The 26,884-nt window shown below is 64.3% G+C and carries 20 protein-coding genes, 1 other RNA gene and 3 pseudogenes; 16 read left to right on the top strand and 8 right to left on the bottom strand.

Going from position 1 to position 26,884, the window contains the following annotated elements; translation table 11 throughout:
* Positions 1 to 194: 194 nt before the first annotated feature.
* A complete protein-coding gene (locus EY713_RS21335) occupies positions 195 to 932 on the top strand; it encodes a 3-deoxy-manno-octulosonate cytidylyltransferase (protein ID WP_131120065.1) in 738 nt (245 codons plus the stop codon).
* Positions 933 to 951: 19 nt separating this feature from the next.
* Positions 952 to 1,812, top strand: a complete 861-nt coding sequence (locus tag EY713_RS21330; protein WP_131118970.1) for a prephenate dehydratase — start codon at positions 952 to 954, stop codon at positions 1,810 to 1,812.
* Positions 1,813 to 1,821: 9 nt separating this feature from the next.
* Here EY713_RS21330 and nudC read toward each other — a convergent pair whose 3' ends face one another.
* Entirely contained in the window at positions 1,822 to 2,781 is a 960-nt protein-coding gene (nudC, locus tag EY713_RS21325; RefSeq protein ID WP_131118968.1) for an NAD(+) diphosphatase, read from the bottom strand.
* 155 nt (positions 2,782 to 2,936) lie between these two features.
* Here nudC and ffs point away from each other — a divergent pair.
* The 5 genes from ffs to EY713_RS21300 all read left to right on the top strand — a co-directional run bounded on the left by ffs (position 2,937) and on the right by EY713_RS21300 (position 6,674).
* Positions 2,937 to 3,035: signal recognition particle sRNA small type (gene ffs, locus EY713_RS21320), an RNA gene on the top strand.
* Between the two features lie 85 nt (positions 3,036 to 3,120).
* On the top strand, positions 3,121 to 5,049 hold the full coding sequence (locus EY713_RS21315; RefSeq protein WP_425374327.1) for a DNA polymerase III subunit gamma/tau: 1,929 nt from the start codon (positions 3,121 to 3,123) through the stop codon (positions 5,047 to 5,049).
* Positions 5,050 to 5,089: 40 nt separating this feature from the next.
* Complete coding sequence (locus EY713_RS21310; RefSeq protein WP_131118966.1) at positions 5,090 to 5,413, top strand: YbaB/EbfC family nucleoid-associated protein; 324 nt, start codon at positions 5,090 to 5,092, stop codon at positions 5,411 to 5,413.
* Between the two features lie 13 nt (positions 5,414 to 5,426).
* On the top strand, positions 5,427 to 6,032 hold the full coding sequence (gene recR / locus EY713_RS21305; RefSeq protein ID WP_131118964.1) for a recombination mediator RecR: 606 nt from the start codon (positions 5,427 to 5,429) through the stop codon (positions 6,030 to 6,032).
* 99 nt (positions 6,033 to 6,131) lie between these two features.
* The gene (locus EY713_RS21300; protein WP_131118962.1) at positions 6,132 to 6,674 is read left to right on the top strand and encodes a PAS domain-containing protein; all 543 of its coding nucleotides are present in this window, start codon (positions 6,132 to 6,134) and stop codon (positions 6,672 to 6,674) included.
* A 13-nt stretch (positions 6,675 to 6,687) separates the two neighbouring features.
* On the opposite strand, the gene pdeM is transcribed toward EY713_RS21300, so the two are convergent.
* From pdeM to EY713_RS21285, 3 genes are read right to left on the bottom strand one after another with little or no spacing between them, the layout of a single operon-like run.
* Positions 6,688 to 7,416: a ligase-associated DNA damage response endonuclease PdeM gene (gene pdeM / locus EY713_RS21295; protein WP_425374377.1), complete on the bottom strand. Its 729-nt coding sequence runs from the start codon at positions 7,414 to 7,416 to the stop codon at positions 6,688 to 6,690.
* Positions 7,385 to 9,994 (bottom strand): ligase-associated DNA damage response DEXH box helicase, encoded by a 2,610-nt coding sequence (locus EY713_RS21290; protein ID WP_131118958.1) that lies wholly within the window; start codon positions 9,992 to 9,994, stop codon positions 7,385 to 7,387. The genes pdeM and EY713_RS21290 overlap by 32 nt, the downstream gene beginning before the upstream one ends.
* Positions 9,995 to 10,003: 9 nt before the next feature.
* Positions 10,004 to 10,918, bottom strand: a complete 915-nt coding sequence (locus EY713_RS21285) for a class I SAM-dependent DNA methyltransferase (RefSeq protein WP_245572824.1) — start codon at positions 10,916 to 10,918, stop codon at positions 10,004 to 10,006.
* A gap of 276 nt (positions 10,919 to 11,194) precedes the next feature.
* On the opposite strand from EY713_RS21285, the gene EY713_RS21280 reads away from it, so the two are divergent.
* Genes EY713_RS21280 through EY713_RS21265 form a run of 4 tightly spaced genes read left to right on the top strand, consistent with a single transcriptional unit; the run spans position 11,195 to position 14,492 of the window.
* Positions 11,195 to 11,515, top strand: a complete 321-nt coding sequence (locus EY713_RS21280) for a hypothetical protein (RefSeq protein ID WP_131118954.1) — start codon at positions 11,195 to 11,197, stop codon at positions 11,513 to 11,515.
* 38 nt (positions 11,516 to 11,553) lie between these two features.
* The gene (locus tag EY713_RS21275) at positions 11,554 to 11,805 is read left to right on the top strand and encodes a hypothetical protein (protein ID WP_131118952.1); all 252 of its coding nucleotides are present in this window, start codon (positions 11,554 to 11,556) and stop codon (positions 11,803 to 11,805) included.
* A gap of 15 nt (positions 11,806 to 11,820) precedes the next feature.
* Positions 11,821 to 12,855, top strand: coding sequence for a ligase-associated DNA damage response exonuclease (locus EY713_RS21270; protein WP_131118949.1), 1,035 nt, complete (start codon positions 11,821 to 11,823; stop codon positions 12,853 to 12,855).
* Positions 12,852 to 14,492, top strand: a complete 1,641-nt coding sequence (locus EY713_RS21265) for a cisplatin damage response ATP-dependent DNA ligase (RefSeq protein ID WP_131118947.1) — start codon at positions 12,852 to 12,854, stop codon at positions 14,490 to 14,492. Before EY713_RS21270 ends, EY713_RS21265 begins: the two co-directional genes overlap by 4 nt.
* 10 nt (positions 14,493 to 14,502) lie before the next feature.
* Here EY713_RS21265 and EY713_RS21260 read toward each other — a convergent pair.
* Together EY713_RS21260 and EY713_RS21255 are read right to left on the bottom strand one after the other, a co-directional pair.
* A pseudogene (locus EY713_RS21260) lies at positions 14,503 to 14,738 on the bottom strand (Atu4866 domain-containing protein); the annotation flags it as partial.
* A gap of 14 nt (positions 14,739 to 14,752) precedes the next feature.
* Positions 14,753 to 15,486 (bottom strand): annotated as a pseudogene (locus tag EY713_RS21255) (SDR family oxidoreductase).
* Positions 15,487 to 15,649: 163 nt separating this feature from the next.
* On the opposite strand from EY713_RS21255, the gene EY713_RS21250 reads away from it, so the two are divergent.
* Positions 15,650 to 16,573 (top strand): AraC family transcriptional regulator, encoded by a 924-nt coding sequence (locus EY713_RS21250; protein ID WP_131118945.1) that lies wholly within the window; start codon positions 15,650 to 15,652, stop codon positions 16,571 to 16,573.
* A 44-nt stretch (positions 16,574 to 16,617) separates the two neighbouring features.
* Here EY713_RS21250 and EY713_RS23410 read toward each other — a convergent pair whose 3' ends face one another.
* Positions 16,618 to 18,741: a GNAT family N-acetyltransferase gene (locus tag EY713_RS23410; RefSeq protein WP_281015365.1), complete on the bottom strand. Its 2,124-nt coding sequence runs from the start codon at positions 18,739 to 18,741 to the stop codon at positions 16,618 to 16,620.
* A 51-nt stretch (positions 18,742 to 18,792) separates the two neighbouring features.
* Complete coding sequence (cax, locus tag EY713_RS21235; protein ID WP_131118943.1) at positions 18,793 to 19,857, bottom strand: calcium/proton exchanger; 1,065 nt, start codon at positions 19,855 to 19,857, stop codon at positions 18,793 to 18,795.
* 462 nt (positions 19,858 to 20,319) lie between these two features.
* Between cax and EY713_RS21230 the strand changes: the two are divergent.
* From EY713_RS21230 to EY713_RS21215, 4 genes and pseudogenes are all read left to right on the top strand, one after another.
* A pseudogene (locus EY713_RS21230) lies at positions 20,320 to 21,533 on the top strand (glycosyltransferase family protein).
* Positions 21,530 to 22,891, top strand: a complete 1,362-nt coding sequence (locus tag EY713_RS21225) for a glycosyltransferase family 4 protein (RefSeq protein WP_131118941.1) — start codon at positions 21,530 to 21,532, stop codon at positions 22,889 to 22,891. Before EY713_RS21230 ends, EY713_RS21225 begins: the two are co-directional and overlap by 4 nt.
* 53 nt (positions 22,892 to 22,944) lie before the next feature.
* Positions 22,945 to 24,036, top strand: coding sequence for a glycosyltransferase family protein (locus EY713_RS21220; protein ID WP_342635995.1), 1,092 nt, complete (start codon positions 22,945 to 22,947; stop codon positions 24,034 to 24,036).
* A gap of 123 nt (positions 24,037 to 24,159) precedes the next feature.
* Entirely contained in the window at positions 24,160 to 26,865 is a 2,706-nt protein-coding gene (locus EY713_RS21215; RefSeq protein WP_131118937.1) for an ABC transporter transmembrane domain-containing protein, read from the top strand.
* Positions 26,866 to 26,884 lie beyond the last annotated feature (19 nt).

Here is a 26,884-nt window from a genome sequence, read left to right as displayed (position 1 = left end):
GCCGACTGCGACAATTTGTGATTACGTTTTTTGCCGTGAGCTTGGCAACCCGTTTGATGGGGTCGTCACGCTACTTTTTGCCGCTCGACGCGTGGCCGTCGTGGGTCTGTGGCAAGCAAGGGGACGGGCAGAAGATGGTCGACATGTGGGATGCGATCATGTTCCAAGGCCCCGACGCCCATGCGAGCCGCACCATGTCGAACCCCATCGTGTTGATCCCGGCCCGAATGGGCTCGTCGCGCCTTCCCGGGAAACCGCTCGCCGATATCGGTGGCGAGCCCATGATCGTGCATGTCTGGCGACGCGGCCGGGAGGCCGATATCGGCCCCGTCGTGGTTGCGACGGATGATGACCGAGTCGCCGAGGCGGTTCGATCCGTGGGCGGCGAGGTCGTGCTCACACGCTCGGATCATCCGGCCGGATCGGATCGCATCCACGAGGCGGTCGAGCGGTTCGATGCGGAGCGTCACTACGATATCGTGGTCAATGTGCAGGGCGATCTACCGAGCATCGAGGCCGATGCGATTCGGGCCGCACTGCGGCCGCTCGACGACCCTGCGGTCGATATCGCGACGCTGGCCGCCGTCATCGTGCGTGAGGAAGAGCGCGACGATCCGAACGTCGTGAAGGTGGTCGGAAGCCCGATTGGGCCCGGATTGCTGCGGGCTTTGTATTTCACGCGCGTCACGGCGCCGTTCGGGCCTGGGCCGCTGCTGCACCATATCGGCCTTTACGCCTACCGGCGAAAAGCGCTACGCCGCTTCGTCGCCTTGCGGCCATCGAGCCTCGAATTGCGCGAGAAGCTTGAGCAATTGCGGGCTCTCGAGGCCGGGATGCGGATCGATGTCGCCGTGATCGACACCGTGCCACTCGGCATCGACACGCCGGCCGATCTCGAACGCGCCCGCATCATCATGGCGGCGCACCCCTAGGAATGAGGAACGAACCGACGTGACGTCCCGGACCATCGCCTACCAGGGGGAACCCGGCGCCAATTCCCACATCGCTTGCGCGGATGTCTATCCAGGCTGGACGCCGCTTCCTTGCGCCACCTTCGAGGATGCCTTTACGGCTGTGACGGAGGGGCGTGCCGATCTGGCCATGATCCCGATCGAGAATTCGATCGCGGGCCGGGTCGCCGATATTCACGCGCTGATGCCGGGCTCCAACCTGCATATCGTCGGCGAGTATTTTCTGCCGATCCACTTCCAATTGTTGGGCCTCAAGGGTGCGACCTTGGAGGGGTTGCGGAGCGTGCACAGCCACATCCATGCGCTCGGCCAATGCCGCAAGATCATCCGCAAGCTCGGGCTCTCGGCTCATGTGGCGGGCGACACGGCCGGTTCGGCGCGTGAGGTCGCCGAAGCGAAGGACCCGACCCGCGCGTCCCTCGCGCCGCGCCTCGCCGCCGAGATCTATGGCCTCGACACCCTCGCGAGCGACGTCGAGGACGAGGCTCACAATACGACGCGCTTCGTGATCCTGTCGAAGACCGCGGTCGTCGCCCCGGCCGGCAATGGTCCGGTCGTCACCACTTTCGTGTTCCGCGTCCGCAACGTGCCGGCCGCGCTCTACAAGGCGCTCGGCGGCTTCGCGACAAATGCGGTCAATATGACGAAGCTCGAAAGCTACATGGTCGAGGGCGAGTTCACGGCCACGCAATTTCTGTCCGACGTCGACGGCCATCCGGATGATCCGGCGGTGCGGCGGGCGCTCGAGGAACTGTCGTTCTTCTCGCGTGAGGTCCGCATCCTCGGGACCTATCCGGCGCACCCGTTTCGGCTTGTGAGCCAGGGACACCCGGAAGCGTAGCGAGTGGGCTCAGACGGACGGCGCGCGCGGGGCGATGCCTTCGATCGCCCAAGCCCGCATGATGTGATGCGCGATCGCCATGGGAGGCGGGCAGGTCAGGCCGCCCTCGTGGCGTCCCTCCAGCAAGGCGCGCGTCTCCTCGCGCGTAAACCAGCGCGCATCCTCGAGCTCGGTGGTGTCGATCGTGATGTCGGTTTCGATCGCCTGTGCGACGCAGCCCAGCATGATCGAGGCGGGAAACGGCCAGGGCTGCGAGCCGAGATAGGCGACGTAGCCGGTGGTGATCCCGGCCTCTTCGTGAAGTTCCCGCCGCACCGCGTCCTCGAAGGTTTCACCGGGTTCGAGAAAACCAGCGAGGCAGGAATACATCCGCTCCGGAAAGCGCGCCTGCCGCCCCAGCAGGCAACGTTCGCCATCGACCGCCAGCATGATGACGACCGGGTCGGTGCGCGGAAAGTGATGCGTGCCGCAGGCGGGGCATTCGCGCCGCCATCCGGCCCCGGCCACCTCCGTTGGCGTTCCGCAATTTGAGCAGAACCGATGCTGGCGATGCCAGTGCGTTACGGCCTTGGCTTGCGCCAGCGCGCCGAGATCGTCATTCGACACCAAGCCTCGCGTCGCGATCGACCGGAGATCGATGATCTGGACGTCGCTCCGCTCGGCGAGGTGTTCGGCCGCGTCGGGCATGAGGGCGGTGGCGAAATAGGCTTGGCCGTTCCGCTCGCCCAAGAACGTGCTGTGTTGGACCGAGCCCATGGCTTCGGCGACCGCGAGGCCGAACCACGGCGAGTCCTGGTGCCCGAGCACGACGCTGTCGCCGGCCAGGACAAGGCTGACGGTCTGCGGAGCGGCGCGGAAAGACGCGACCTCCTCGGGATTGTCGCGCCGGCCGGACATCCGGTCGAGAGGATTGTCGATAAAGCCCAGCGACGCGCCGAAGGCGGCCGTGGTCCTGATGCTGTCGGTCATGTCGGATTCCGTCGGAGGCGGGTGTTGCACCCTTCCTACGGCGATTTTTCGCGAAGCGAAATCATTCGTCTGGATTGGCCGAACCGGTGATCCCTTGTCGTGCAGAAGCACCAGGCCCATCTTGCGGAACGCGGCTCGATGGTCCAAATAGCGCTTGGGAGGTTGGCGGTTGACGTTTCACTCGCCAACCGGGTCAGGTCCGGAAGGAAGCAGCCCTAACGAGACCGAGCGGGTTTCCGTCCAGCCTCCTACTTCGGCTTTTCGTCGCGTTGGCGCGACAGGTCGTCTGCCGCCCCGGGCCGCTGGCCATCGTGTGCCGGCCCCTTTTTCGAGACGATCATGAGCGACGTGCCACCCGCATCCGCAATGCTGTCCGGCATCGTCTCCGACCGTCCTGCGCCGGTCCCGACGACGCCGTATCGCGTTCTCGCCCGCAAATATCGCCCGTCCAGCTTTGACGATCTGATCGGGCAAAGCGCGATGGTCAGAACCCTGTCTAACGCCTTCGATCTCAACCGGATCCATCAGGCCTATCTGCTCTGTGGCGTGCGCGGCGTCGGCAAGACCACGACGGCCCGCATCATGGCGCGAGCTTTGAACTACCATTTACCGGCGTCCGCGGATCGGCCCGCTCTCGATGCGCCAAGCATCGTCATGCCGGCGCTCGGCACACATTGTCAGGCCATCATCGAATCGCGCCACGTCGACGTGATCGAGATGGACGCGGCCTCGCATACCGGCATCGACGATATCCGCGAATTGATCGACGGCGCGCGCTATCGCCCTGTCATGGCGCGGACCAAAGTCTACATCATCGACGAGGTTCACATGCTGTCCAAGGCGGCCTTCAATGGGCTGCTGAAGACGCTTGAGGAGCCGCCCGAACATGTGAAATTTCTGTTCGCCACGACCGAGATCGACAAGGTGCCGATCACGGTGAGGTCGCGCTGTCAGCGGTTCGACCTCCGCCGCGTCGAGGCGCCCGACATGATCGGCCATCTGGCCGGCATCTGCGCTAAGGAGGACGTCCGCATCGATCCGGAGGCCTTGGCCCTGATCGCTCGTGCGGCCGAGGGCTCCGTCCGCGACGCACTGTCGTTGCTCGACCAAGCCATTGCCCATGGCGGCGGGGGAGCGAACGGAGCGATCGACCCGGCCGCGATCCGGGTGATGCTCGGTCTCGCCGATCGGGCCCGCATCATCGATCTGTTCGAGGCTGTGATGAAGGGGGACATCGCGACCGCTCTCGATGGGATGAAGGCGCTCTATGACGAAGGCGCCGACCCCGGCGGGATGCTGGCGGCGCTGGCTGACTTCGTCCATCTCGTGACGCGCCTGAAGCTCGTGCCCGATGCAGCCAAGGACTCATCGTTGACTGGCGAGGAGCGCGCTCGCGGGCTCGATTTCGCTGGCAAGCTCAGCTTGCCGGTGCTGACGCGCGCGTGGCAGATGCTGGCCAAGGGTTTGGCCGACGTGAAGGATGCGCCGAGACCGCTGGCGGCCGCCGATATGGTGCTGGTGCGCCTCGCCTATGCGGCCGATCTGCCGACGCCGGATGACGTCATCCGGCGGCTGTCCGCCGCTCAGGCTGGTGGTGCCGCGCCACAAGCCGTCGTTGCAAGCGTGACCGCGCCTTCGGGGGTTTCATCCGGGGAGCCACCGGTTGGCGGGTTGCGTCGGCTTGGTTCTGGCGGGGCCCTGCCGCAATCCGTGCCGCAGGCCGCACTGGTGGCCAGCCCGCCTCAGGCGAGCCTCGCTCCGCAGGCCGCGCCTGCGTCGCCGCCTGTTCTCCCGCAGACACTGCAGGATGTCGTGGCTCTGGCGATTGCCAATCGTGACATTCAGCTGAAGATGGCGCTCGAGAAGGATGTTCGCATCGTTCGTTTCGAGCCGGGCAGTATCGAGTTCGAGACGGTTCCGGGCGCGTCTCCACAGCTCGCGGCCCATGTGATGCGTCGGCTCAACGAGTGGACCGGCATTCGTTGGATGGTGGCGGTCGCACGCGATGGCGGCGGTGCGACCTTGCGCGAATTGGCGGATGCCGAGACCGCGTCGCGGCGCAAATCTCTGGAAGCGCATCCCGTGGTCAGCCGGATCATGGAACTGTTTCCCGGGAGCCGCATCGTCGATGTGACCGACATGAAGCCGGATCTGCCGCCACCCGAACCGACGGTGCCGGTGATGGGCGACGACGAAGTGGGTTACGCAGATGCGGGGGACCCCAATGCGGGCGACCCGGATGATGGATTGAGCGAGGACGACCTCTAGAATCGATGATGATTCTGGGGTGTCGCAGCAGGAGCGGGTCATGAAGGACGTGATGGGTTTGATGAAACAGGCGCAGGCCATGCAGGCGCGTCTGGGCGAAGTCCAGGCCGAACTCGAACAGTTGCAGGTCGAAGGCGTGTCGGGAGGCGGCCTCGTCAGGCTCGTGCTGACCGCCAAGGGCCAGATGAAGAGCATCACGATCGATCCCTCGCTGATGAAGGAAGACGAGCGTGAAATCCTCGAGGATCTGATCGTGACGGCCAGCGACGATGCGCGCCGCAAGGCCGAGCGGGTCGCCGAAGAGCGGATGAAGGCTGTGACGGCGGGCATTCCCCTGCCGCCCGGCATGAAGCTGCCGTTCTAAGCGGCTTTTCAGAATGGCCGATCGTGTCGCCGGGCCCGAGATCGAGCGCCTGATCCAGCTCCTGGCTCGTCTGCCGGGGCTCGGGCCGCGCTCGGCCCGTCGCGCCGCCTTACATCTGATGCGGAAGCGCGAGGACCTGCTCGGCCCGCTGGCGGACGCGATGGCGCTCGCGCGCGAGCGCATCGTGACCTGTTCGGCTTGTGGCAACATCGACACGATCGATCCGTGTACGATCTGCTGTGATGTGCGGCGCGACACGACCACGGTGGTGGTGGTCGAGACGGTGGCCGACCTTTGGGCGCTCGAACGCGCCGCCGTCGTGCGCGGCCGTTACCATGTGCTCGGGGGGGTGCTATCGCCGCTCGACGGTGTCGGGCCGGACGATCTCAACCTCGCTGGCCTTGTCGATCGCGTGTCGGGTGCGGGACTATCCGAGATCATCCTGGCCGTGAACGCAACCGTGGATGGTCAAACCACGGCCCATTACGTGACCGACCTTTTGGCTCACCTCGATCTCAAGGTGACCCGACTGGCGCATGGCGTCCCGGTCGGTGGGGAACTCGACTACCTCGATGAAGGAACCCTGGCGGCGGCCATGCGATCCCGCACGGCTTTCTGACCGAGCATCGTGCCTCTTTGCCGCGTGAAATCTATCGCGCCGATTGCACCGTCACCAGAATGAACTATTGTAAGTTGTAATCAAATCGGATCACAACTTATGCTCGACCTTGCAGGTTTTCGTGAGCGCTCGGCTTTCACCATTTCGACGCTGGGCAAAAAGATTTTATACGCCAATGACGTCCACCTCGACATGCTGGGCCGCACGCGAGGCGACACAATCGGCCAAAGCTGGGAAGACTGGCTGACTCGGGAGGACCTGTTGCGGGCCTCAGACTTGTTCGATGGCTTTCTCCTCACGCAAAAAGCCTATTCGATCCACACGCGCTTGTTGAAGAGCGACGGAAGCAGCGTGCTGATCGCGGCGCAGTGCAGCATGTTGCGGAGCACGGACCCGTCTGGCGATCTCGTCCTTTGCGAGATGATGCAATTGGCCGACGACGAGTTTCTGCCGGGGCCGGGTCGGCGCGATGTCTTGGAGTCCGTGCGCGACACCACCTATGAATTGGCGGCGCTGACCGGGAGCCATCACTTCAATGGCTTGAGCGATCGTCTGATGCAGGTGTCGTCGGCGGCCGAGTCCACCCTTGAGATTCTCACCAATGCCATGACGATCATCAACCGCCGCATCCCGGCAGCGTGAGCCTCTCGGGGCGTCAGCCTTCCGGCAGGCAGCGATGCTCCGGCACCGGATAGACGCGGTCGCGGCCGAGCGCATGTGCGATGCGCGGGCCGCGCGCGAAGAGGGCCGTGAAGGCTTTGTCGTGCAGGTTCAAGCCGCCCGCATAGGCGCCGAAGGCCGGCATGACGCAACGGCTCCCGTCCGACACGAAGCACCGCCGCCGGACTGTTCCGCCGCGTCCGGCCACGATGGCGGCGGGATGAAGATGGCCCGCGATCTCGCCGGTTGCCATCCCGGCTTGCGGCTCATGGCGTAGAAGCAGGGGGCCGAACTGCCATTCCGTGGCGATCTCTCCCCAGAGACCGGCTGGCGGCTCGGGGTCGTGGTTGCCGGCGATCCAAAGCCAATCCCGCCCCGCCTGAAGCGCCGCAAGCGTCTCTCGGTCGGCGATCGATAGCCGCTCCGTCGCACGGCGATCATGAAAACTGTCGCCGAGCGCCACCACGCGACGCGGCGCATAGCGCGCGATCAACGTGCCGAGCCGGTGCAACGTGGCCGCCGTATCATAAGGCGGCAGCAGCATGCCGCGTCGCGCCAGCGAGGAGCCTTTCTCTAAATGGAGGTCGGCCACCAGCAAGACGCGATCGTTCTCGGCCAGCAACGCGCCCGCGGCATCGGCCAGCAGATGCATGCCGGCAACGTCGATATGCGTGTGGATCGAGCGGCTCCTGTTAGTAGCCACGCCACCCGCGAGGGCGGGCAGAGGCACCGGGGATCGGACGATCGGGTCCGGGTCTGTGGCCCGGAAGGGCATCGCCGTCGTCCGCACCAGAGGCTTCCTCCACCAAAAACTCGGCCGCCTCGGCCAGAATGGCATCCTGCGCTTCGCCGTAGACCGGCTCCCGCCCGATCTCGAGCATGATCGGTACCGCCAAAGGCGAGATCCGCGCGAGGTTCTTATGGATGATTCGCCCCTCGATGCGCGACAATAATTGACCGAGCCGGGCGAGGTCGAGGAGTCCGGTTGCCGCATCGTCGCGCGCGGCGCGCAGCAGCACGTGATCCGGCTCATAGCGCCGCAGCACATCGTAGACGAGATCGGTCGAGACCGTCATCTGGCGCCCGGTCTTTTCGCGGCCAGGAAAACGCCGCTCGATCAGCCCGGCGATGATGGCGCATTGCCGGAACGTCCGCTTCATCAGCGCCGATTCCTGGAGCCAGCCCTCGAGATCGTCGCCCAGCATGTCCTGCGCGAAGAGGTCGTCCAGCGATACAAGGCCATGTCCGATTCGTGCCCCGAGATCGACGTTGCACCAGACCGCGATGGCATAATCATTGGCCACGAAGCCGAGTGGTTGCAGTCGCGCGCGTTCCATGCGGCGGGTCAGCAGCATGCCGAGCGTCTGATGCGCAAGCCGCCCCTCGAACGGATAGGCGATCAGATAATAGCGGCCGCCGCGCCGAAACGTCTCGACCAGCAGCGAGCTGGCAGGCGGAAGGGTCGATTTCACCTGCTGCAACCGCAGCCAATCGGCCACCTGTGGGGGCAGGGCCGCCCAATGGTCGGGGTTCGACAGCAACTCCCGCACGCCCTTGGCCAAATAGGTCGAGAGCGGGAATTTGCCGCCGGCATAGGAGGGAATCTTCGGTGTATCGCTGGCAGACCGTGTCACCAGCGCCTCGTTCTCGACGATCGAGTGCAGGGCCAGAATTTCGCCGGCAAACAAAAATGTGTCGCCCGCCACTAGGGTCTCGAGGAACCCATCCTCGATCTCGCCGAGCACACGTCCGCCTCGTCCGACCGGGCCGGTCGTCGAAGCCCCGGCGTCGACCGACGGCTTTCGGTTGCCGCGCACTAGCCGCACCTTCAACATGGTGGCTTCGACGATCGTGCCGACGTTCATGCGATAGGTCTGCGCGATACGGCCGTTGCTGACCCGCCATCGGCCGTCCGTCGTCTGGCGGATTTTGGCGAAACGTTCGTAAGCTTTGAGCGCGTAGCCGCCGGTTGCCACGAAGGACAGACAGTCGTCGAAATCCTGACGCGATAGTCCAGCATAGGGCGCTGCCGCGCGCACTTCGGCATAGAGCGCGTCGGCCTCGAACGGCTCGCTGCAGGCCATGCCGAGAAGATGCTGGGAGAGGACATCGAGTGCGCCGATGCGCGGCACTGGCGTATCCTGCACGCCAGCCGCTGCGGCCTCGATCGCGGCCCGGCATTCCAGAACTTCGAACCGGTTGGCCGGGATCAGCAGCGCGCGGGAGGGCTCGTCGAGCCGATGGTTGGCCCGGCCGATTCGCTGCGTCAGGCGGCTCGATCCCTTGGGCGCGCCGATATTGACCACGAGGTCGACATCGCCCCAATCGATGCCGAGATCGAGCGTCGAGGTGCAGACCACGGCCTTGATGCGACCGGCCGACATCGCCTCTTCGACACGTCGGCGCTGGCCAACATCCAGCGAACCGTGGTGGAGCGCGATCGGCAGATTATCGGTGTTGACCTGCCACAGGTCGAAGAACAATTGCTCGGCCTGAAAGCGTGTGTTGACGAACAGCAGAGCCATCTTGGCGGCGCGAATCGCCGTATAGATTTCGGGAATGGCATGGCGTGCCCCATGCCCGGCCCAAGGCAGCCGCTCCCGCGTATCGAGCATGTCGATCTCGGCCTTGGCGCCTTCGGGGGCGATCACGAGGGCGGTCGCCTCTGCGTCTCGGCCCGAAATATACCGTCGCAGCTCGTCAGGCTCGCGCACCGTCGCCGACAGGCCGATGACCTGAACGGTTGGGGCGAGCGCCCGCAGCCGCGCCAGCCCCAACGAGAGTAGATCGCCGCGTTTCGAGGTCACCAACGCATGCACCTCGTCCAGCACGATGCGGCGGAGTGGCTTGAACAACGGACCTGCGTCTGCGGTGGCGAGCAGCAGCGCGATCTGTTCGGGCGTCGTCAGCAGGATATCGGGTGGGTCGCGACGCTGCCGCTGGCGCTTGCTGGCGGACGTGTCCCCCGTCCGCGTTTCGACGCGAATCCCAAGGCCCATCTCGGCGACCGGAATTTCTACATTGCGCGCGACATCGACCGATAGCGCCTTCAACGGCGAGATGTAGAGCGTATGCAAGCTCGCGGGCCGATCCTGCGGCGCTGACGCGAGATCGACGAGGCTTGGGAGAAATCCCGCCAGCGTCTTGCCGGCGCCGGTCGGGGCGATCAGCAGCGCGCTGCGCCCGGCTTCCGCTTCCGCGAGCAACCGCAACTGATGGGGCCGCGGCGACCATTGGCGCGCCTCGAACCAAGCAAGGAAGCGTTGTGGCAGGCGCGTAACGGGGGCAGGGCGGTCGAGCACCCTCTCTAATTAGTCTTTATGCGCCACGACGACGAGCCCCGGCGATCCGACACCATGCTCGCGGCGGATCGCCGCCGCCTGCATCGTGTCAAGCGCTAGGCCGGCGCCGGCCAACACGTCGGCCACATAGACACGGGAATGGGCGTAGCGCAGGCTGTCGTTGAGCCTGATTGCGTCGCCGTGGCTTTCCTCGATGCTGAACGCCAGCAGGCCGCCACCGGTCAAAACGCGGGCGATGTCCGCGACGACGCGGTCGAGCGCGCCGACGTAGACAAAGACGTCAGCGGCCAAAACGAGATCGTAGCTTCCCGCAGCCCGCCGCCGCAGGCCGGCCTCCACGCTTTCAGCCACCACCTGCCGGTAAGCTCCGGTCGCCGTCGCGAGCGCCACCATGGCGGGCGAGAGATCGAGGCCATCGACGAGATCGACGCGAGGCCGGATCGTCCTGCCCATCAGCCCGCTGCCACAGCCAAGATCGAGCGCGGCGGAAAACCGACGGCTCGCGGCCGTTTGGTCGAGAGCTGCGAGGATCAGGGCCGGTCCGTCGTAGCCCAGCGTGTCGATCAGGTGGCGCTCGAACCGGGGCGCATAATCGTCGAAGAGAGCTGTCACGTAGGCATCCGACAGATCGGCCTCGATCGTTCCTCCATGCAGTCGCGCGAGATGGAGCGTCGCGCCGAAGATGCCCGACGGATCGAGAGTTGCGGCTTGGCGAAATGCCCCAGTGGCTGCCTCGAGGCGGCCTCGCCGCTCCTCGGCATGGGCCAGCATCATCCAGGCCGGAACCCAAGCCGGGACGCGTTCGAGCGTTTGCTTGAGCAGATCGGCGGCGGCTTCCGCGTCGCCTTCGGCCAGAAGAGTTTCGGCATAAGCGAACCGGCGATCGGCCAGAAGATCGCCAGAGGATTGGGAGGAAGGTTTCAAACGCGATCGACCATTTCGGAGAGGACGCATCCGCTTGCGTCGTAAGCTGGTGTTAACCCCAATCGAAGCGACAGTCCGCGATGGAGCGGCAGAACGGAATTTATTTGCGCCGATATCCTACGTTCATCTTCAATCAGTTAGAAGCATCGCTGACCGTTCCGCGAAGCGTCGAAGGTTGTGCGTCTTGCAGTCCGCAAGTCCGACCAGGCGAGAGCTTTGCAACAAAAGCGTTGTGCAGTCGTTGTTAGACGCAGGGAACAGGCAGAGGAGAGAGCTATGACTTCGTTCCAAAAGAAGATTTTCGCAGGCAGCCTCGCTGCTTTGACCATGGTCGGCGCAGTCGGCGTGAGCACTGTACCGGCGTCCGCTCGTGACGGTGGCGCCATTGCGGCTGGTGTGATCGGCGGCTTGGCGCTTGGCGCCATTGCCGGTTCGGCTGCATCAAACAGCGGTTATGGTTATGGCGCGCCGGCTTACGGCTACGCGCCCCCGCCGCCCCAGCCGGTTTACGGCGGCGGCTGCTACTTCACCCGTCAGCCCGTCTATGACGAGTATGGCGAAGTCATTGGTCGTCGCCGCGTGCGCGTCTGCGACTAACAGGTCAGATTTGGCATCGAGCAAGGGGAGTTGAACCGATGGAACGACTTGGCACATCACAATCGATGAAGCGCCTTGGGCTTTTGCTCATGGTATGTTTCGTCGGCGCTCCCTTGGCGGCCGCTCCCGTGCTCGGTCAGATTTCGTTTCGGCCCCTCACGATCGGCCATTCGATCAAGGTGGTGAAAGCTTACGGACCGGACGATGAGGATTGCGTGTTCGTGACGCGGCGTGTGTCGCGTCCGGACGGGGTCACGCATCCGAAAAAGACGCTTGTCTGCAACGACTGAGATCAACTTTCTAAAATGAGCGCGAGTGACGTTCTCACGCTGACGCCGGCTGGACTTTACTGTCCGGCCGGCGATTTTTTTGTCGATCCGGTGCGCCCGGTCGAGCGCGCCCTGATCACGCACGGTCATAGTGATCACGCCCGTGCCGGCCATGGCGCCGTGATGGCGACGCCCGAAACGCTCGCGATCATGGCAACCCGCTATGGCGAGGATTTCACCGGAACGCGACAGAGCGCGGAACTCGGGGTGATCCAGACGGTCGGCGGCGTCGAGGTGTCGTTTCATCCGGCTGGCCATGTGTTGGGCTCGGCACAGATTTCGATCATTCAGGCCGGATTTCGAGTGGTGGTCTCGGGCGACTATAAACGGGCATCCGATCCGACCTGCCTGCCGTTCGAGCCGCTCCGCTGCCATGCTTTCATCACGGAAGCGACCTTCGGGCTGCCGGTCTTTCGTCATCCGGATGCGGCCGGCGAGGTCGTCCGGTTGCTGGCCTCGCAATCCCTCTTTCCAGAGCGGACCCATATTGTCGGCGCCTATGCGCTTGGCAAGGCGCAGCGTGTGATGGCGCTGTTGCGCCAAGCCGGGGACGATCGACCGATCCACATTCACGGTGCGTTGGAGCGTCTGACCGATCTGTATCGATCCTTAGGCATCGACCTCGGCGACGTCAGACGCGTCGTGCCGGCCGAGCGAAAGAGTTTGGCAGGGCAGATCGTGCTGTGCCCGCCCGGTGCCATCAAAGATGTTTGGGCGCAGAAATTTCCCGATCCGATGACGGTCGCGGCCTCCGGATGGATGCGGGTTCGCGCTCGGGCGCGCCAGAGCGGCGTGGAACTGCCGCTGATCATCTCGGACCATGCCGATTGGGACGAACTCTGCGCCACCGTGATCGAGACGGGATGCAGCGAGCTCTGGGTCACGCATGGGGAGGCCGATGCGCTCGTTTATTGGGCGACAGCGAGAGGTCTCGACGCCCAGCCGCTGCATATGATCGGCTATGGCGACGAGGCTGACGACGAGCCGATCGACCCGCCCGCCGCCGCATGAAGGACTTTTCCCGCCTTCTGGACCGTCTGTCATTCGAGCCGTCCCGCAACGGCAAGCTGCGCCTGATGGAAGCCTATTTTCGCGTGACGCCCGATCCCGAGCGTGGCTTCGCGCTGGCGGCGCTGACCAGCAGCCTCAGTTTCACCAACGCCAAGCCGGCGCTGATCCGCACGCTGGCGGCCGAGCGGACCGACCCGACCCTGTTCGGCCTCTCCTATGATTACGTCGGTGATCTCTCCGAGACGGTCGCGCTGATGTGGCCGCAGACGGGGCCGATCGCGTCAGCGCCATTGCTCTCCGACGTCGTGCGGGTGCTGGCCACGACGGGCCGCGTCGCGCTTCCGAAACAACTCGCGGCCTGGCTCGATAGTCTCGACGAGATCGGCCGCTGGGCATTGCTGAAGCTGATCACAGGGTCGCTGCGGATCGGCGTGTCGGCGCGCCTCGCCAAGACCGCCGTCGCGATGCTGGGTGGGTTCGAGCCGGACGAGATCGAGGAAGTCTGGCACGGCATGGCGCCTCCCTACGAGGCGCTGTTCGCTTGGGTGAGTGGGCAGGGTCCGCGACCCGATGCGACCGATCCGGCTCCGTTCCGCACACCGATGCTGGCCCATGCGTTGGAGGAACGCGACGTCGCGCAGCTCGATCCCGCCGCCTTTTCGGCCGAATGGAAATGGGATGGGATCCGCGTCCAGGCCGTGACCGGCGTCGAGACGGGTGGTCGATCCGTCGTGCGGCTGTTCTCCCGCACGGGCGAGGTTATTTCAGGCGCATTCCCAGATTTGGCGGATGCCTTGCTGGCGGGTGGTCTCGGTAGCGTGGCGCTCGATGGCGAATTGCTGGTCGTTCGCGAGGGCCATGTGGAATCCTTCGGCACCTTGCAGCAGCGGCTGAACCGCAAAGCCGTGACGCCGAAGCTAATGGCCGATTATCCGATCCATCTGCGGGTTTACGATCTGCTGTTCGACAATGGCGAGGATTTGCGGCCACTCGCCTTTGCGGAGAGACGCGAACGGCTCGACGCGTTCGTGCAGCGCGCCGGGCTGACCGTTATCGATCTATCGCCGCTCGTGAGGTTCAGCGACTGGGCCCATCTCGCCGCGATTCGTCTCGATCCGGCAAGCGCCGGCGCGGGCGAGGCCGCCGATGCGATCGAGGGGCTGATGCTGAAGCGTCTCGACAGTCCCTATGTGCCGGGTCGGCCAAAGGGGCTCTGGTACAAATGGAAGCGCGAGCCGTTCAACGTCGATGCGGTGCTGATGTATGCTCAGCGCGGGCATGGCAAGCGCGCGTCCTTCTATTCGGATTACACGTTCGGGGTGTGGCGCGACGGCGCGGCCGGGCCTGAACTGGTGCCGGTCGGGAAGGCTTATTCGGGCTTCACCGACCAGGAACTCACCAAGCTCGACCGCTATGTGCGGACCAACACGACCGGCCGGTTCGGCCCCGTGCGCGAGGTGGCGCATGGGATGACCGGCGGTTTGGTGCTGGAGATCGCCTTTGAGGGCCTCAACCGATCGTCACGTCACAAGTCCGGCGTGGCGATGCGATTTCCGCGCGTCAATCGCATTCGCTGGGATAAGCCGACCGCCGAGGCCGACACGCTGGCGAACCTCGAGCGACTGCTGAAGGAATAGCCCGAGCCCGCTAACGCCCTTGCGGATCGATGCGCCTCAGCACCATGCCGGCGTGGTGCAGAACGCCGTCGATGAAGGTGCCGTCGGCGGTAAATCCCGAGTCGTCCCAATACTCGATATGCTGGCCCTTCACGACGAAGCGGCCTTCATAGGCGCGCTCACGCGTGCCCGTGCCTCGACGGACCGGCCGTTCGGCAGAAGCTCGTGCCGGATCGAGCCGTCGTCCGTGATCCAGAGGCCGCTGAAGCGATGTTGATCCATCAATGGGGGCTCGCGGTCGGGCGCACCACGATCTCGCTCACGTCGACATCGTCGGGTTGCTCCACCGCATAAGCGATGGCTCGGGCGATCGCCTCCGGCCCGATCGCGATGGCCCGAAAGCTTTTCATGGTCTCGCGTGCGACCGGGTCGGAAATCGTATCGGCGAGGTCGGACGTGGTGACGCCTGGCGAGATGACGGTCACGCGGATGCGATCATTCTCCTGTCGGAGCCCGTCCGAGATCGCGCGCACGGCGTATTTGGTAGCACAATAGACTGCCGCCGTCGGGCTGACGCGATGGCCGCCGATCGAGGACACATTACGATCTGCCCGAAACCCTGCTGCTTCATCACGGGAAGCGCGGCCGCGATGCCATAGAGAACGCCTTTGATATTGACGTCGATCATGCGGTCCCACTCGTCGACCTTCAAGGCATCGAGCGGCGACAGCGGCATCACGCCTGCGTTGTTGACCAGCACATCCAGGCGTCCATAGGCCGAGAGCGCCAGCCCGACAAAGGCTTCCAGGTCGGATCTGCGCGTCACATCGAGCGCCGCGAACCGGATGTCCCCACCCTGCGACGCGATCGTGGCGGCCAGATGCTCCAGCCGATCCGTTCGCCGCGCGCCTATCACCAATCGCGCACCGGACGCCGCGAGATACCGCGCCGCTGCTTCCCCAATTCCGCTGCTCGCGCCCGTGATCGCAACGACCTTGCCGCTCAAATTTGACATCGTCTCTTCCCGTGATCCATGCGGGCTACGTCCCGCCACACGGAAAGATGGACGCGGGACGCTCTCGTGCGGTAGACGAGTCTCACACCCTCCTTGCACGATCTCCCGAAACAAGCCGCGGGTTGAGCTCGCGTTGTCATCAGTCTTGCCCGATCGGAGTGCCGTGATCGACGACCGTCCCTCCCATGCGTTTGCGGCTGCGATCGCCCGGCACGTCGTCGCCGACGGCAGTGTCGCGTCCATCGTGCCGCGTCTGCATCTCATCCGCAGCAGCAGGCCGACCGAGCCGATCCAAGCTCTCCACACGCCGGCCCTCTGTCTCGTGGCTCAGGGCCGCAAGCACGTCATGCTGGGACGCGAGATTTTCCACTATGGTCGCGGACAGCTTCTCGCCGTGTCGTTGGACGCTCCTGTGATCGGCCAGGTGACCGAGGCGAGCGTGACGAGCCCTTATCTCTGCCTGCGCCTCGATCTCGATCTTGGCCTGCTCGGGACGACGATGGACGAAAGCGGCTTGGACGGTCGAAGCAACGACCCGCCTCGCTCGGCCGTGACGCTCGGAGAGGCCACGCCCGAGATCGTCGAGGCTGCCACACGACTGGTTCGCCTGCTCGATGCGCCACGCGACGCGGCTGTTCTCGCGCGATCGACGGAGCGCGAATTCTTGTATCGCGTTCTTCAATCTCCGGGCTCGGGAGGCTTACTCGCCATCTTATCGGCTGGCAGCGCGATGCAACGCGTGAGCAAGGCCATCACGTATCTCAAGCGCACGTATCGTCAGCCGTTTTCGTTGCAGGCCGTGGCCTCTGCGACCGGCATGAGTCAATCGTCCCTGAACCAGCATTTCAAGACGGTCACCGGCCTCAGTCCGCTGCAATATCAAAAGCACCTCCGCTTGCACGAGGCGCGTCGCCTGATGCTGAACCAAGCGGGCGATGCCGCCCATGCCGGGCACGCGGTCGGCTACGAGAGTCCGTCCCAGTTCAGCCGCGACTATCGGAGGATGTTCGGCGCGCCGCCGCTGCAGGATCTGACGCGTCTCCGCTCATCATGGCGTGCAGAGCCGTGGTTGGATGCCGCGCAATAGCGTCCCCTGACGCGTCGATTTCGGCGGACCAAGCGGCAACTGCCTCAGGCGTCATCCAATATCTTTTGCATCCAGACAAGATCGAGATAGCGGCCGAATTTGAAACCCACCGCCGGCATACGCCCGGTCTCGACGAAGCCGTAGCGAGCGTGGAAGGCCAGTGAAGCCGCGTTAGTGGCATCGATGCCGCCCACCATGACGTGTTTGCCGCCGGCGCGTGCCGCCGCGATCAACGGTGGCATGAGAAGCGAGCCGACGCCGGCGCGCTGGTGATCCTGATGGATATAGATCGAGTGTTCGACGGTTTTGAAAAAGCCGTCGTGCGGGCGAAAGTCACCGAAGGAGGCATAGCCCGCGACCTCGCCGTCCCGGTCGGCGATCAGGAACGGGTAGGATTTGGACCGGCGGTCCTCGATCACGGCGCGTCTATTATCGAGATCGACCGGCTGCGTCGACCAGATCGCGGTGCCGTTCAGGATCGCGTCGTTATGGATCGCCAGGATCGCGGGGAGGTCATGGTCGGTGGCGTCGCGAACCAGGATGGGCACTGATGTCTCCTCAGACTTTGTCGTCGGCGGCACCTTTGTCCAGCGGACCCAACTCGGCAAGCGCGTCCTTGCGCGCAACGCATGCCCCTCGGCCCAATCGAGTTCTTCCTCGATGGTGCGATAGGTATCATCCCCGATGGTGCGATTGCGGCGCAGACGATCGAGCGCGCCGCGTTCGGCCGCGATCGCCTCCATCCGCAGCCCGCCGATCACCTCCGCATCGACCCTGTGATCGGTCGTCTGCTCCTGCATCCGCACCGCATATTCGCGCCGGAGCAAGTCAGCCTCGCTCTCGCTCTTGGTCTTCAGCAATGCGAAAGCGGACCGTGCCGTCTCGCGCCGCGCAATTTTCTCCTCGCGATCGCTCTCGCCGTCATCCGCCAAATCGAACCAGCGCAGCATCGGCCCGAGCGTCAGGCCCTGGATCACCAGCGTGCCGAGCACCACCGCAAAAGCCGCCGTGATGAGAAGATCGCGATAGGGAAAGCCACCCTGAGCACCATCGCCGTAAGGAAGCGCGAGCGCCGTCGCCAGCGTGACGACGCCGCGCATCCCGCACCAGGAAACCGCGATGCTGGCTTTCAGCGACGGCGCTTCAACGACGTCGCCCTCGCCGCGAGCCGCAAGGTGGCGACGGAGCGTCAGGCCGCGATTGTAGATCATGACCCAGCCGATTCGCGCCAGAATCACGGTCGCGAGGACGGCAGCCGAAAAGCCGGCATAGAGCCCGACCTTGCCGCTCACGTCGCGAAGAATGGGGTGAAGCTGTAAGCCCACGAGAATGAACGCGAGCGCGTTTAACACATAGATCGCGACATCCCAGACTGCGAAGGAAGCGCGTCGGTTTCCGGCCGTCTGGTCGCGGGCTGTGACCTGGGACAGCATGATCGCATAGGCCACGACGGTGAGGATGGGCGAGACCCCGATCGTCTCGGCCACGATCCACACCGCGAAAGTGCCGGCAAATTGCACTGACACATGAACCGGGATGTCCTCGACGCGTCGCGTCAGGAACGGAAACAACCAGCCAAGGGCGATGCCGAGCAGGACGCCGCCGCCCGCTGAAAACAGGAGCGCGGGAATAGCCTGGAACGGCGTGACCGACGCGCCCAACGCCGCCCCTACCGCAAAACGGTAGATCAGCAGCGCACTTGCGTCGTTGAGCAGGCTTTCGCCCTCGAGGATCACCATCATGCGATGGGGCGGCGCGATGAGGCGCAGGATCGAGGTGGCGGCGGTGGCGTCCGGCGGCGCCACGATCGCTCCAAGCGCGATGGCGACCGCCCACGGCATATCGGGCACCAACCAGCGGGCCACCACCGCAACGGCCGCGACCGTGACGACGACGCAGAACATCACGAGGCTGAACACCGGCGCCCAATTGGCCTTGAGATCGCGGGGCGACGTATCGAAGGCTGCGTTCAGCAGAACCGGCGCGACGAACAACGCCAAAGCGAGGTCCGGATCAAGCCGCGCCGAGATCTTCTCGGTCGGCAGCAAAGCGAGAGCGGCCCCGGCGACCGCGAGCACCACGGGGTAGGGCGCGCCCACCCGCGTCGAGAGGGTCGTCAGCAAAGCTGCCCCGATCAGCAGCCCGATCACCAGTTCGAAGAGTTCCATCGGGCTCCGTTATAGCAGGTCGTGGATCAGCCGTTTTATCATCGTCTTCGGTTAGCCGCGGTCGACGAAGAAAAACCCGAGGGCGAACAAGGAATAGACACCCACCAGCAGCAGGCCTTCGAACCAGGTCGTTTCCCCATCGGCCGCAATGGCCCGCACGATGAAGGCCGTGCTGGCGATGGCGAAGAGTTGCAGCGGATTGGAGAAGACCAGCGTCATCGGGTGGCCGAGCGCCCACGAGATCAACACGAGCAGCGGCGCCACCACAAGCGCGATCTGGATGGCGGAGCCGATCGAGATGTTGAGCACGAGGCCCATCTTGTCTTGCCGGGCGAAAAACACCGCAGCGATTAGATCGCCCCCGGTGCCGACGAGGGCCAAGACGACGACGCCGAGAAACATCGGCGACAGATGCAGCCCGTATGCGGTCGTCTTGAGCGCCCCGGACACGATTTCGGCCTCGATCGCCACGAAGAGTGTGGCGCCGACCAGCACGCCGAGCGACAGCGGCAACGACCAGTCTGCCGTGCCGCGCTCGTCCGCGCTGGCGAAGATGTCGCGATGGGTCACCAACGTGTAGACGAGATTGCCACCGTAGAGCGCCAGCAGGACGACCGAGACCGCGAGGCTCAGCAATTCGTCCGAAAGGCCGAGATTGCCCGTATGCGTGACGGTGCGCCCGGTGAGATCAAAGATCGCCGGCATCAGCAATGCGATCACGACCAGCATGAGCATCGTGGAGAGTTGGCCCGCCCGTTCGCGGTTGAACACCTGTTTCTCGCGACCGACGCCTCCGACCAGAATCGCGATACCGAGGCCGAGCAGGCTGGTGCCCATGATTGACCCGGTCAATTGCGCCCGCACCACCTCGGCCTGGCCGTCGATCAGCACGAACAAAGCGAGGATCACCTCGGCGATACTGCCGAAGCTGACGTTGAGCAGGCCGCCGATCGTCGGCCCTGCACGTTCGGCGAGTTGCTCGGTGGCGCGACGCGTCCAATCCGCCAGGACCGCGATGGCGACTGCGCCCAGCGCGAAATCCACGAACGAGGGCACGCCGACGACATAGTGTAAAAGGAGCGACAGCGGCACGAGGGCGAGCGGTATAAAGGTCATCAGGGGTCCTGATCGGGATCGGTGACATGCGATCGTGGCGGGCGATTTTGGGGCGAGCCGCGACCGCGACGCTCCCGCCTATACGGCGTCGGGCTCGCTCGCGACAGCGGAGATCGTTTTGCGCGCCCCACAGCGGCATCGCGGCCACAGGCGGTGAGGGGTTGCGATCGCCTTATTGTAACGGCCGGAGCGCCGCTCTAAGCTGTCGCATTCGGGACGCCAGGTTCCGGTCGGCGGGGGTTGGCGCAAGGATGGCGGACAGCAGAGCGATGCATGGTTCGACGGACGGGCCGCGCCACGAGAGCGACCAAACGTCAAATCCTGGGTTCATCCTTGTCGCGGTCGATGATCTTGTCGGACTCTGATCGGTCGGGCGTTCTGCCGTTTCATCCTGGAACGATCCGCGACGAGGCGGATGAGGACGGCCCCGCGACCGGACGGTTTCGCCACGCGCGCGTGCTGATGTACAGCCACGACACCTTCGGGCTCGGCCATTTGCGCCGCTGCCGCGCCATCGCGCATGCGCTGGTCGAGCGTTTCAAGGGCCTCAATGTCCTGATCGTCTCCGGCTCGCCGATCGTCGGCGCGTTTGAGTTTCGCACCCGCGTCGACTTTCTTAAAATTCCGAGCATCATCAAGCTCATCAACGGCGAATATACGCCGCTTGGCCAGCATACGGATGTGCATGAGACGCTGGCGCTACGCCGCTCAATCATCCAGAGCACGGCTGAATCGTTTCAGCCGGATCTTTTTATCGTCGATAAGGAGCCGCTCGGCCTGCGCGGAGAACTCGAAGGCACGCTCGCCTATCTCAAGGCGCGCGGCACCATGCTGGTGCTCGGTTTGCGCGAGGTCATGGATTCGCCCGCGCATCTGAAGGCCGAATGGGCCCGCAACGATGTTCTCCGCAAGCTCGACGCGTTCTACGACGCCGTCTGGGTCTATGGCCCGAAGGACTTCTACGATCCGCTGACCGGCCTCGATCCGCCGGCCTCTTTGCATGACCGGCTCTGCTGGACCGGGTATCTGCGGCGCGAGGTGCCGGCCGTCACGGCGTTTCATGGGCCGAGCCTGCCCGACGACTTCCTGCTGGTGACGGCGGGAGGTGGGGGCGATGGCGCCCGCATCATGCATCAGGTGATCGCCGCGCACGAACACACGCCCGGCCTGAGCGGGCCGGTCGTGATGGTTCTCGGCCCCTTCATGAAGGCGGAGGAACGCGACGAGGTCTATCGGCGGGCGGCGGCTTTCCCGAACCTCCATCTCATCGATTTCGACAATCGGATGGAGGCTTTGATTCAGGCCGCCGCCGGGGTGGTGTCGATGGGGGGTACAACACGTTTTGCGAAATCCTCTCGCTCGACAAACGCGCCCTTATCATCCCTCGCGTCACGCCGCGGGAGGAGCAGTTGATTCGCGCCCGCCGCGCTCAGGGCCTGGGGCTCGTCGACATGCTCATGCCCGATGAGGCGGACGACCCGGCCGTCATGGCCGAGGCGCTCCGCCAGCTTGCGGTGCGGGCAAAACCGTCCGAAACCGCCTATGGCCGTCCACTCGACGGGCTGCTGCGCATCGGCGATCTCGTTCACGATTACATCTCCGCGCGCGAGGATCTTGCGGCAAGCCTGCTCGAGCCCAGTCTCGTCGAACGAGATCGGCGGGCGGGCGAGGCTTGAGGGAACCAATCGCCTTCGTGCTCAAGGGGTATCCGCGCCTCTCTGAGACATTCATTGCCGAGGAGATCCTGGGGCTGGAGCAAGCCGGCTTCGATCTTAGGATCGTGGCGCTGCGCCGTCCCACCGATACCAAGCTGCATCCGGTTCACCGCGCCATCGTGGCGCCGGTCAGCTATCTGCCCGAATATCTGCACCAGGAGCCGCTGCGGGTTCTGAAAGCGTGGTGGAGCCTGAGACAACGGCCGGGATTGGCGGAGGCGTGGCGGCAGTTCCGCGCCGACCTTCCGCGCGACATCAGCCGCAACCGCTTTCGCCGCATAGGGCAGGCGATGGTGCTGGCCGCCGACCTGCCGCCGGATGTCACACGCCTCCACGCGCATTTCATCCACACGCCGGCCAGCGTGGTCGATTATGCCAGCCTCATCCTCGGTCGTCCCTGGACGTGCTCGGCGCATGCCAAGGATATCTGGACCTCGCCGGATTGGGAGCTCGCGGGCAAGTTGCGCCGCGCGATCTGGACCGTGACCTGCACGCGCGCCGGGCTAAACCGGCTGCAATGCCTTAGCCCGGTCGGCAAGGCGGTTCATCTCGTCTATCACGGGCTGAAGCTCGATCGGTTCAGACCTCTTGCGCCGTTCCGAGGTCAACGGGATGGCCTCGATCAGGCGCAGCCGGTGCGGCTTCTCAGTGTCGGTCGCGCGGTCGAGAAGAAGGGCTTCGACACGCTCCTCGATGCGCTGGCGCTGCTGCCGCGCGATTGCGCTTGGGCGTGGACGCATATCGGCGGCGGGCCGCTTCTTCCCGCCCTCAAGCAACAGGCCGAGCGGCTTGGGATGAGCGCGCGCCTTTCCTTCCTGGGCGCGCAGGACCAGACGGTCGTGCTCGAGCGCTATCGCGCCTCGGATCTCTTCATCCTGCCGTGCCGAGTCGCGCAGGATGGCGATCGCGACGGGCTGCCGAATGTGCTGGTCGAAGCGCAGAGCCAGTCGCTGGTCTGCATCTCGACCGATGTCGGCGGCGTCGCCGAATTGATCGAGCATGATCGCAATGGCCTGCTAGTTCCACCCGACCAGCCCGAGGCCCTTGCGGACGCCATCCATCGCCTCATCCGCGATCCCTCGATCCGCCGACGTCTCGGCGACGCCGGCGGCCGGCGCGTTGCCGCTGATTTCGACGCCCGGACCAGCCTGTCGGCGCTGGCCGCGCTGTTCGATGGATCGGCGGCCGACACGGATGCGACGGGGCTTGCTCCAGAGGCCGGCATGCGGACATGGTCAGACGGTATGATCGACGAGACAAGGCTTCCACCGATGAACGAAACCGCCTCCACCGTGTCGCGCGCGGCATCACGTCCCTGAACCGTCCGCGCCTCCTCTTCTACGTCCAACATCTGTTGGGGATCGGGCATTTGGTGCGCGGCTCGCGCATCGCCAAAGCCATGGCGGCCGGTCCGTTCGACGTGACCGTCGTGGTTGGCGGCACCCTTCCACCACGTCTTGATTTCGGCGATGCCGCCATCGCCTGTCTGCCGCCCGTCAAGGCCGGGCCAGGCGGGTTCGCCGATCTCGTGACCCCCGATGGCGAGGTGTTCGGGCCAGAGGCGCGGGACGCGCGCCGTGACCAACTCCTGCGACATGCCGAGACGATCAAGCCCGATATCGTGCTGATCGAGGCCTTTCCGTTCGGGCGACGTCAGATGCGTTTCGAGTTGCTGCCGCTTCTCGAGGCCCTGCAGGCTCGCGCCCACCCACCGCTGATCGCGGTGTCGTTGCGCGATATCCTGCAAGAGAATCGCAAGCCGAGCCGGGATGCCGAAACCGTCGCGCTGGTGCAGCGCTATGTCGATCTCGTCATTGTGCATGGTGACCCGACGCTAGGAACGCTCGGCGATAGTTTCCCGCTCGCGGGCGAGATCGCCGACACCATCGTGTATAGCGGCCTCGTGGGTCCCGCGCCTTCCGAGATGCCGGTGACCGAGCCTTTCGACGTCATCGTGTCGGTCGGCGGTGGTGCTGTCGGCGCGTCCTTGCTGCATGCGGCCCTCGCGGCCAAACCTTTGTCGCGCGCCGCGAGCCTCTCTTGGTTGGTGCTGACCGGCCCCAACCTTCCGGCCTCCGATCGTCTCGTCGATCCGTCCGGTGTGACGCTCCGAACCTTCGAGGCTGATTTACCCGCTCGCCTCCGCGCCGCGACCCTGTCGATTTCGCAGGCCGGCTATAATACGGTGGCGGATCTCCTGTCCGCCCCGACCTGCCGGGCCGTTTTGGTTCCGCACGCGATGACGGGTGAAACCGAACAAGAGCGCCGCGCCACTTTGCTGGAGCGACGGGGGTGGGCTGTGGTCGTCGATGAGGCGACCCTCGATCCGACTCGGCTCGCAGCCGGAATCGATCGGGCCCTTGATCTGCCTCCGCGCGAAACCACTTTCGACTTCAATGGGGCTGTCGAGACGGCGCGTCTGCTCGAGCAGAGATGGCGCCAAACCGATCCGGTCGCACCCTGACGCGCTTTGTTGTAGGATCGATCGGCCCGACTGGCCCATGATGACGTATCTTCATCACCGGCTAGACGCCGTTAACAGGTTACGCGCCGCTTCCATGACGCGCACGAAATCAAGTTGTCGCGCATGAACGCAAGCCTCTTCAGATATATTTGGACTCAGACCCGCAAGGAACAGATCTGGATTCTGTTCATCATTCTTGCGTCGATGCCGTTCAACTTTCTCATGTTGGACCTGCCGAAATATATCGTGAATGGGCCGATCCAGGCGAAAGGTTTTGAGACCGCAAACGCCACGCAGCACTTCTTTCAAGTCAAGGTGCCGGTGCCGTTCGGGCTCGTCGAGGGCGGCTCCTATGAGGTGATGCACGGATTCGACCTCAATCGTCTGTGGTCGCTCATCGTGCTCAGCGGCTTGTTCTTGCTTCTTGTCATCATCAACGGCTTGTTCAAATTCTACATCAACACCTACAAGGGTCGCCTCGGCGAGCGCATGCTTCAGCAGTTGCGCTATGAGTTGATCGACCGGGTCTTGCGTTTTCCGCCAAGCGAGTTCCGCCGCGTCAAGCCGGCCGAGATTGCCACCATGATCAAGGACGAGGTCGAACCACTCGGCGGCTTCATCGGCGACAGCTACGTGCAGCCGGTGTTCCTCGGCGGCCAGATCATCACGTCGATCGTGTTCATTCTCCTGCAGAATTTTTCGCTGGGGCTGATCGCGGTTTCGCTGCTGCTGGTGCAGGGCGTCGTCATCCCGCGCCTGAGGCGCAAGCAGTTGATTCTTGGCCGGCAGCGGCAATTGACGTCGCGCGCCCTAGCCGGCCGCATCGGCGAGATCATTGACGATATCGAAAGCATCCATACCAACGACACATCGAACTATCAGCGCGCCGAGCTTGCCAACCGACTCACGGCCATCTTCGCGATCCGCTTCGCGCTCTATCAATGGAAATTCTTCGTCAAATTCCTGAACAACCTCTTGGCTCAGGTGACGCCGTTCCTGTTTTATATGGTGGGGGGGTTCCTCGCGATCTCGGGCCATCTCAACATCGGCCAGCTCGTCGCGGTCATCTCGGCCTACAAAGATCTCCCGTCCCCCGTGAAGGACCTGATCGATTGGGACCAGCAGCGTCTCGACGTCGAGGTCAAATACACGCAGGTGATGGAGCAATTCTCGGTCGACGACTCGATCGAGCTCTTGGCGCCGCCGGATTTTGAGGGGCCGATCCCCCATCTCGAGGGCGAATTGGCGTTCAGCAACGTGGCGGTGCTGGATAGCACCGGAACGCGCCTCCTCGATGCGTGCAGCTTTACCATGGACCTAAACGAGCAGGTCGCGATCGAGGGGAGTTCGACCGGCGGCGGCGAAACCCTGGTGGCTGTCGCCTCACGTCTCGTGTCCCTGATGAGCGGTCGCGTCGTATTGGCGGGGCGCGATCTCAAGGAATGGCCCTTGGCCATCACCGGGCGACGCATTTCGTTCGTCGGCACCGAAACCTTCTTTCCGCAATCGGATATCGCCGATGCGCTCCTTTATGGGTTGCGACACACCAATGCGCTGCCCGACAGCGACACCTCGCGCCATAAGATCATTAAGGGCCGGGGCAACAGCCTCGACTTTCTGGCCGACTGGACCGACTACGAAGCGGCTGGCGCGACCGGGCCGGCCGATATCGTCGAGCGTCTTCGGCGGGTCGTTCAGGTCGTCGATCTTGAAAACGACATCGTCAGCTTCGGGTTGAATCGTCAACTCGCGACCGATTCCGAGGAGATCCGCACGCGGTTCGTCGATGCGCGTGCCATCTTCCGCGAGCGGCTCGAGGCGGCGGGCCTCACCCAATTGGTGGAGGCCTTCGATCCCTGGCGCTACAACATGCAATCGTCGATCGGCGAGAACTTGATTTTCGGAACGCCGATCAACGAGGACTTTAGCGCGCGGAGGCTTGGCAGCAATCCGGTCCTGCGCCGCGTTCTGGCGTCCCAAAAGCTCGATGTCGATCTCTTCGAGATGGGTCGCGAGATCGCCAATACGATCATGGAGGTGTTCGAGGGCCTGCAGCCCGACAACCCGCTGTTTGAGCAACTGAGCTTGATGACGCCCGAGCAATTCCCGGATTATCAGGCTGCCATCAAGCGGATCGGCAACAAGAAGTTCCAGCAAGCCTCGGCCGCCGACCAGGCGATCTTTCTCGATCTCGCGTTCGGCTACATCGAAGAACGCGATCGGCTTGGCTTGCTCGATCGCGATCGGATCGACCGCTTGCTCGAGACGCGACATATCTTTCACGACATGCTTGGTGATGACCAGCAGGACATCGCCTTCTACGATCCGGCGCATTACAACCTCGCCGCCACCGTGAAGGATAATCTGCTCATGGGCCGCGTCGCCTTCGGGGTCGCCGAAGCCGAAGCGCGGATTTCCGGGATCGTGCAGCAGATCGTCGATGATCTGGACCTCCGCCCCGTGGTGTTCGAGGCAGGGCTCGCGTTTAACATCGGGAGTGGCGGCAAGCGCCTCACGGCCGTGCAGCGTCAGAAGCTGGCCCTGGCCCGCGCGATTTTGCGGCGACCCGACCTGCTCTTGGCGCATCGGCCGTTGGGACAACTCGATGGCCGGGCGCAGGCCGCGATCCTCAAGCGGGTGCTGGCCCTAGCGCGTGGCGAGGATGGTCCTGGGTTCGGTATCTTGTGGAACCTTGAAAACCCCGCTCTTGGTGAACAATTCCCTCGCTTGATCCGGATGGAGCACGGTAGAGTTGCGACAGATCAAAAGAAAACGCCGGCCACCGTCGTGAATGTTGCTGATTATCCCCGAGTTCGGGCGTCTGCCTGAAGACGTGCCATCTTCCAGC

Origin of the sequence: Lichenihabitans psoromatis, assembly GCF_004323635.1 — a bacterium.
GTDB lineage: Bacteria > Pseudomonadota > Alphaproteobacteria > Rhizobiales > Beijerinckiaceae > Lichenihabitans > Lichenihabitans psoromatis.
This window is presented reverse-complemented; position numbering and strand designations above follow the sequence as displayed.

Excerpts from the sequence above, each read along its gene's own strand:
- EY713_RS21270 (WP_131118949.1), top strand. The coding sequence starts at position 11,821 with ATGAGCGCGAGTGACGTTCTCACGCTGACGCCGGCTGGACTTTACTGT.
- EY713_RS23410 (WP_281015365.1), bottom strand. The coding sequence starts at position 18,741 with ATGGAACTCTTCGAACTGGTGATCGGGCTGCTGATCGGGGCAGCTTTG.
- cax (WP_131118943.1), bottom strand. The coding sequence starts at position 19,857 with ATGACCTTTATACCGCTCGCCCTCGTGCCGCTGTCGCTCCTTTTACAC.
- EY713_RS21310 (WP_131118966.1), top strand. The coding sequence starts at position 5,090 with ATGAAGGACGTGATGGGTTTGATGAAACAGGCGCAGGCCATGCAGGCG.
- EY713_RS21275 (WP_131118952.1), top strand. The coding sequence starts at position 11,554 with ATGGAACGACTTGGCACATCACAATCGATGAAGCGCCTTGGGCTTTTG.
- EY713_RS21215 (WP_131118937.1), top strand. The coding sequence starts at position 24,160 with ATGAACGCAAGCCTCTTCAGATATATTTGGACTCAGACCCGCAAGGAA.
- EY713_RS21335 (WP_131120065.1), top strand. The coding sequence starts at position 195 with ATGTCGAACCCCATCGTGTTGATCCCGGCCCGAATGGGCTCGTCGCGC.
- EY713_RS21300 (WP_131118962.1), top strand. The coding sequence starts at position 6,132 with ATGCTCGACCTTGCAGGTTTTCGTGAGCGCTCGGCTTTCACCATTTCG.
- EY713_RS21280 (WP_131118954.1), top strand. The coding sequence starts at position 11,195 with ATGACTTCGTTCCAAAAGAAGATTTTCGCAGGCAGCCTCGCTGCTTTG.
- EY713_RS21265 (WP_131118947.1), top strand. The coding sequence starts at position 12,852 with ATGAAGGACTTTTCCCGCCTTCTGGACCGTCTGTCATTCGAGCCGTCC.
- nudC (WP_131118968.1), bottom strand. The coding sequence starts at position 2,781 with ATGACCGACAGCATCAGGACCACGGCCGCCTTCGGCGCGTCGCTGGGC.
- EY713_RS21315 (WP_425374327.1), top strand. The coding sequence starts at position 3,121 with ATGAGCGACGTGCCACCCGCATCCGCAATGCTGTCCGGCATCGTCTCC.
- recR (WP_131118964.1), top strand. The coding sequence starts at position 5,427 with ATGGCCGATCGTGTCGCCGGGCCCGAGATCGAGCGCCTGATCCAGCTC.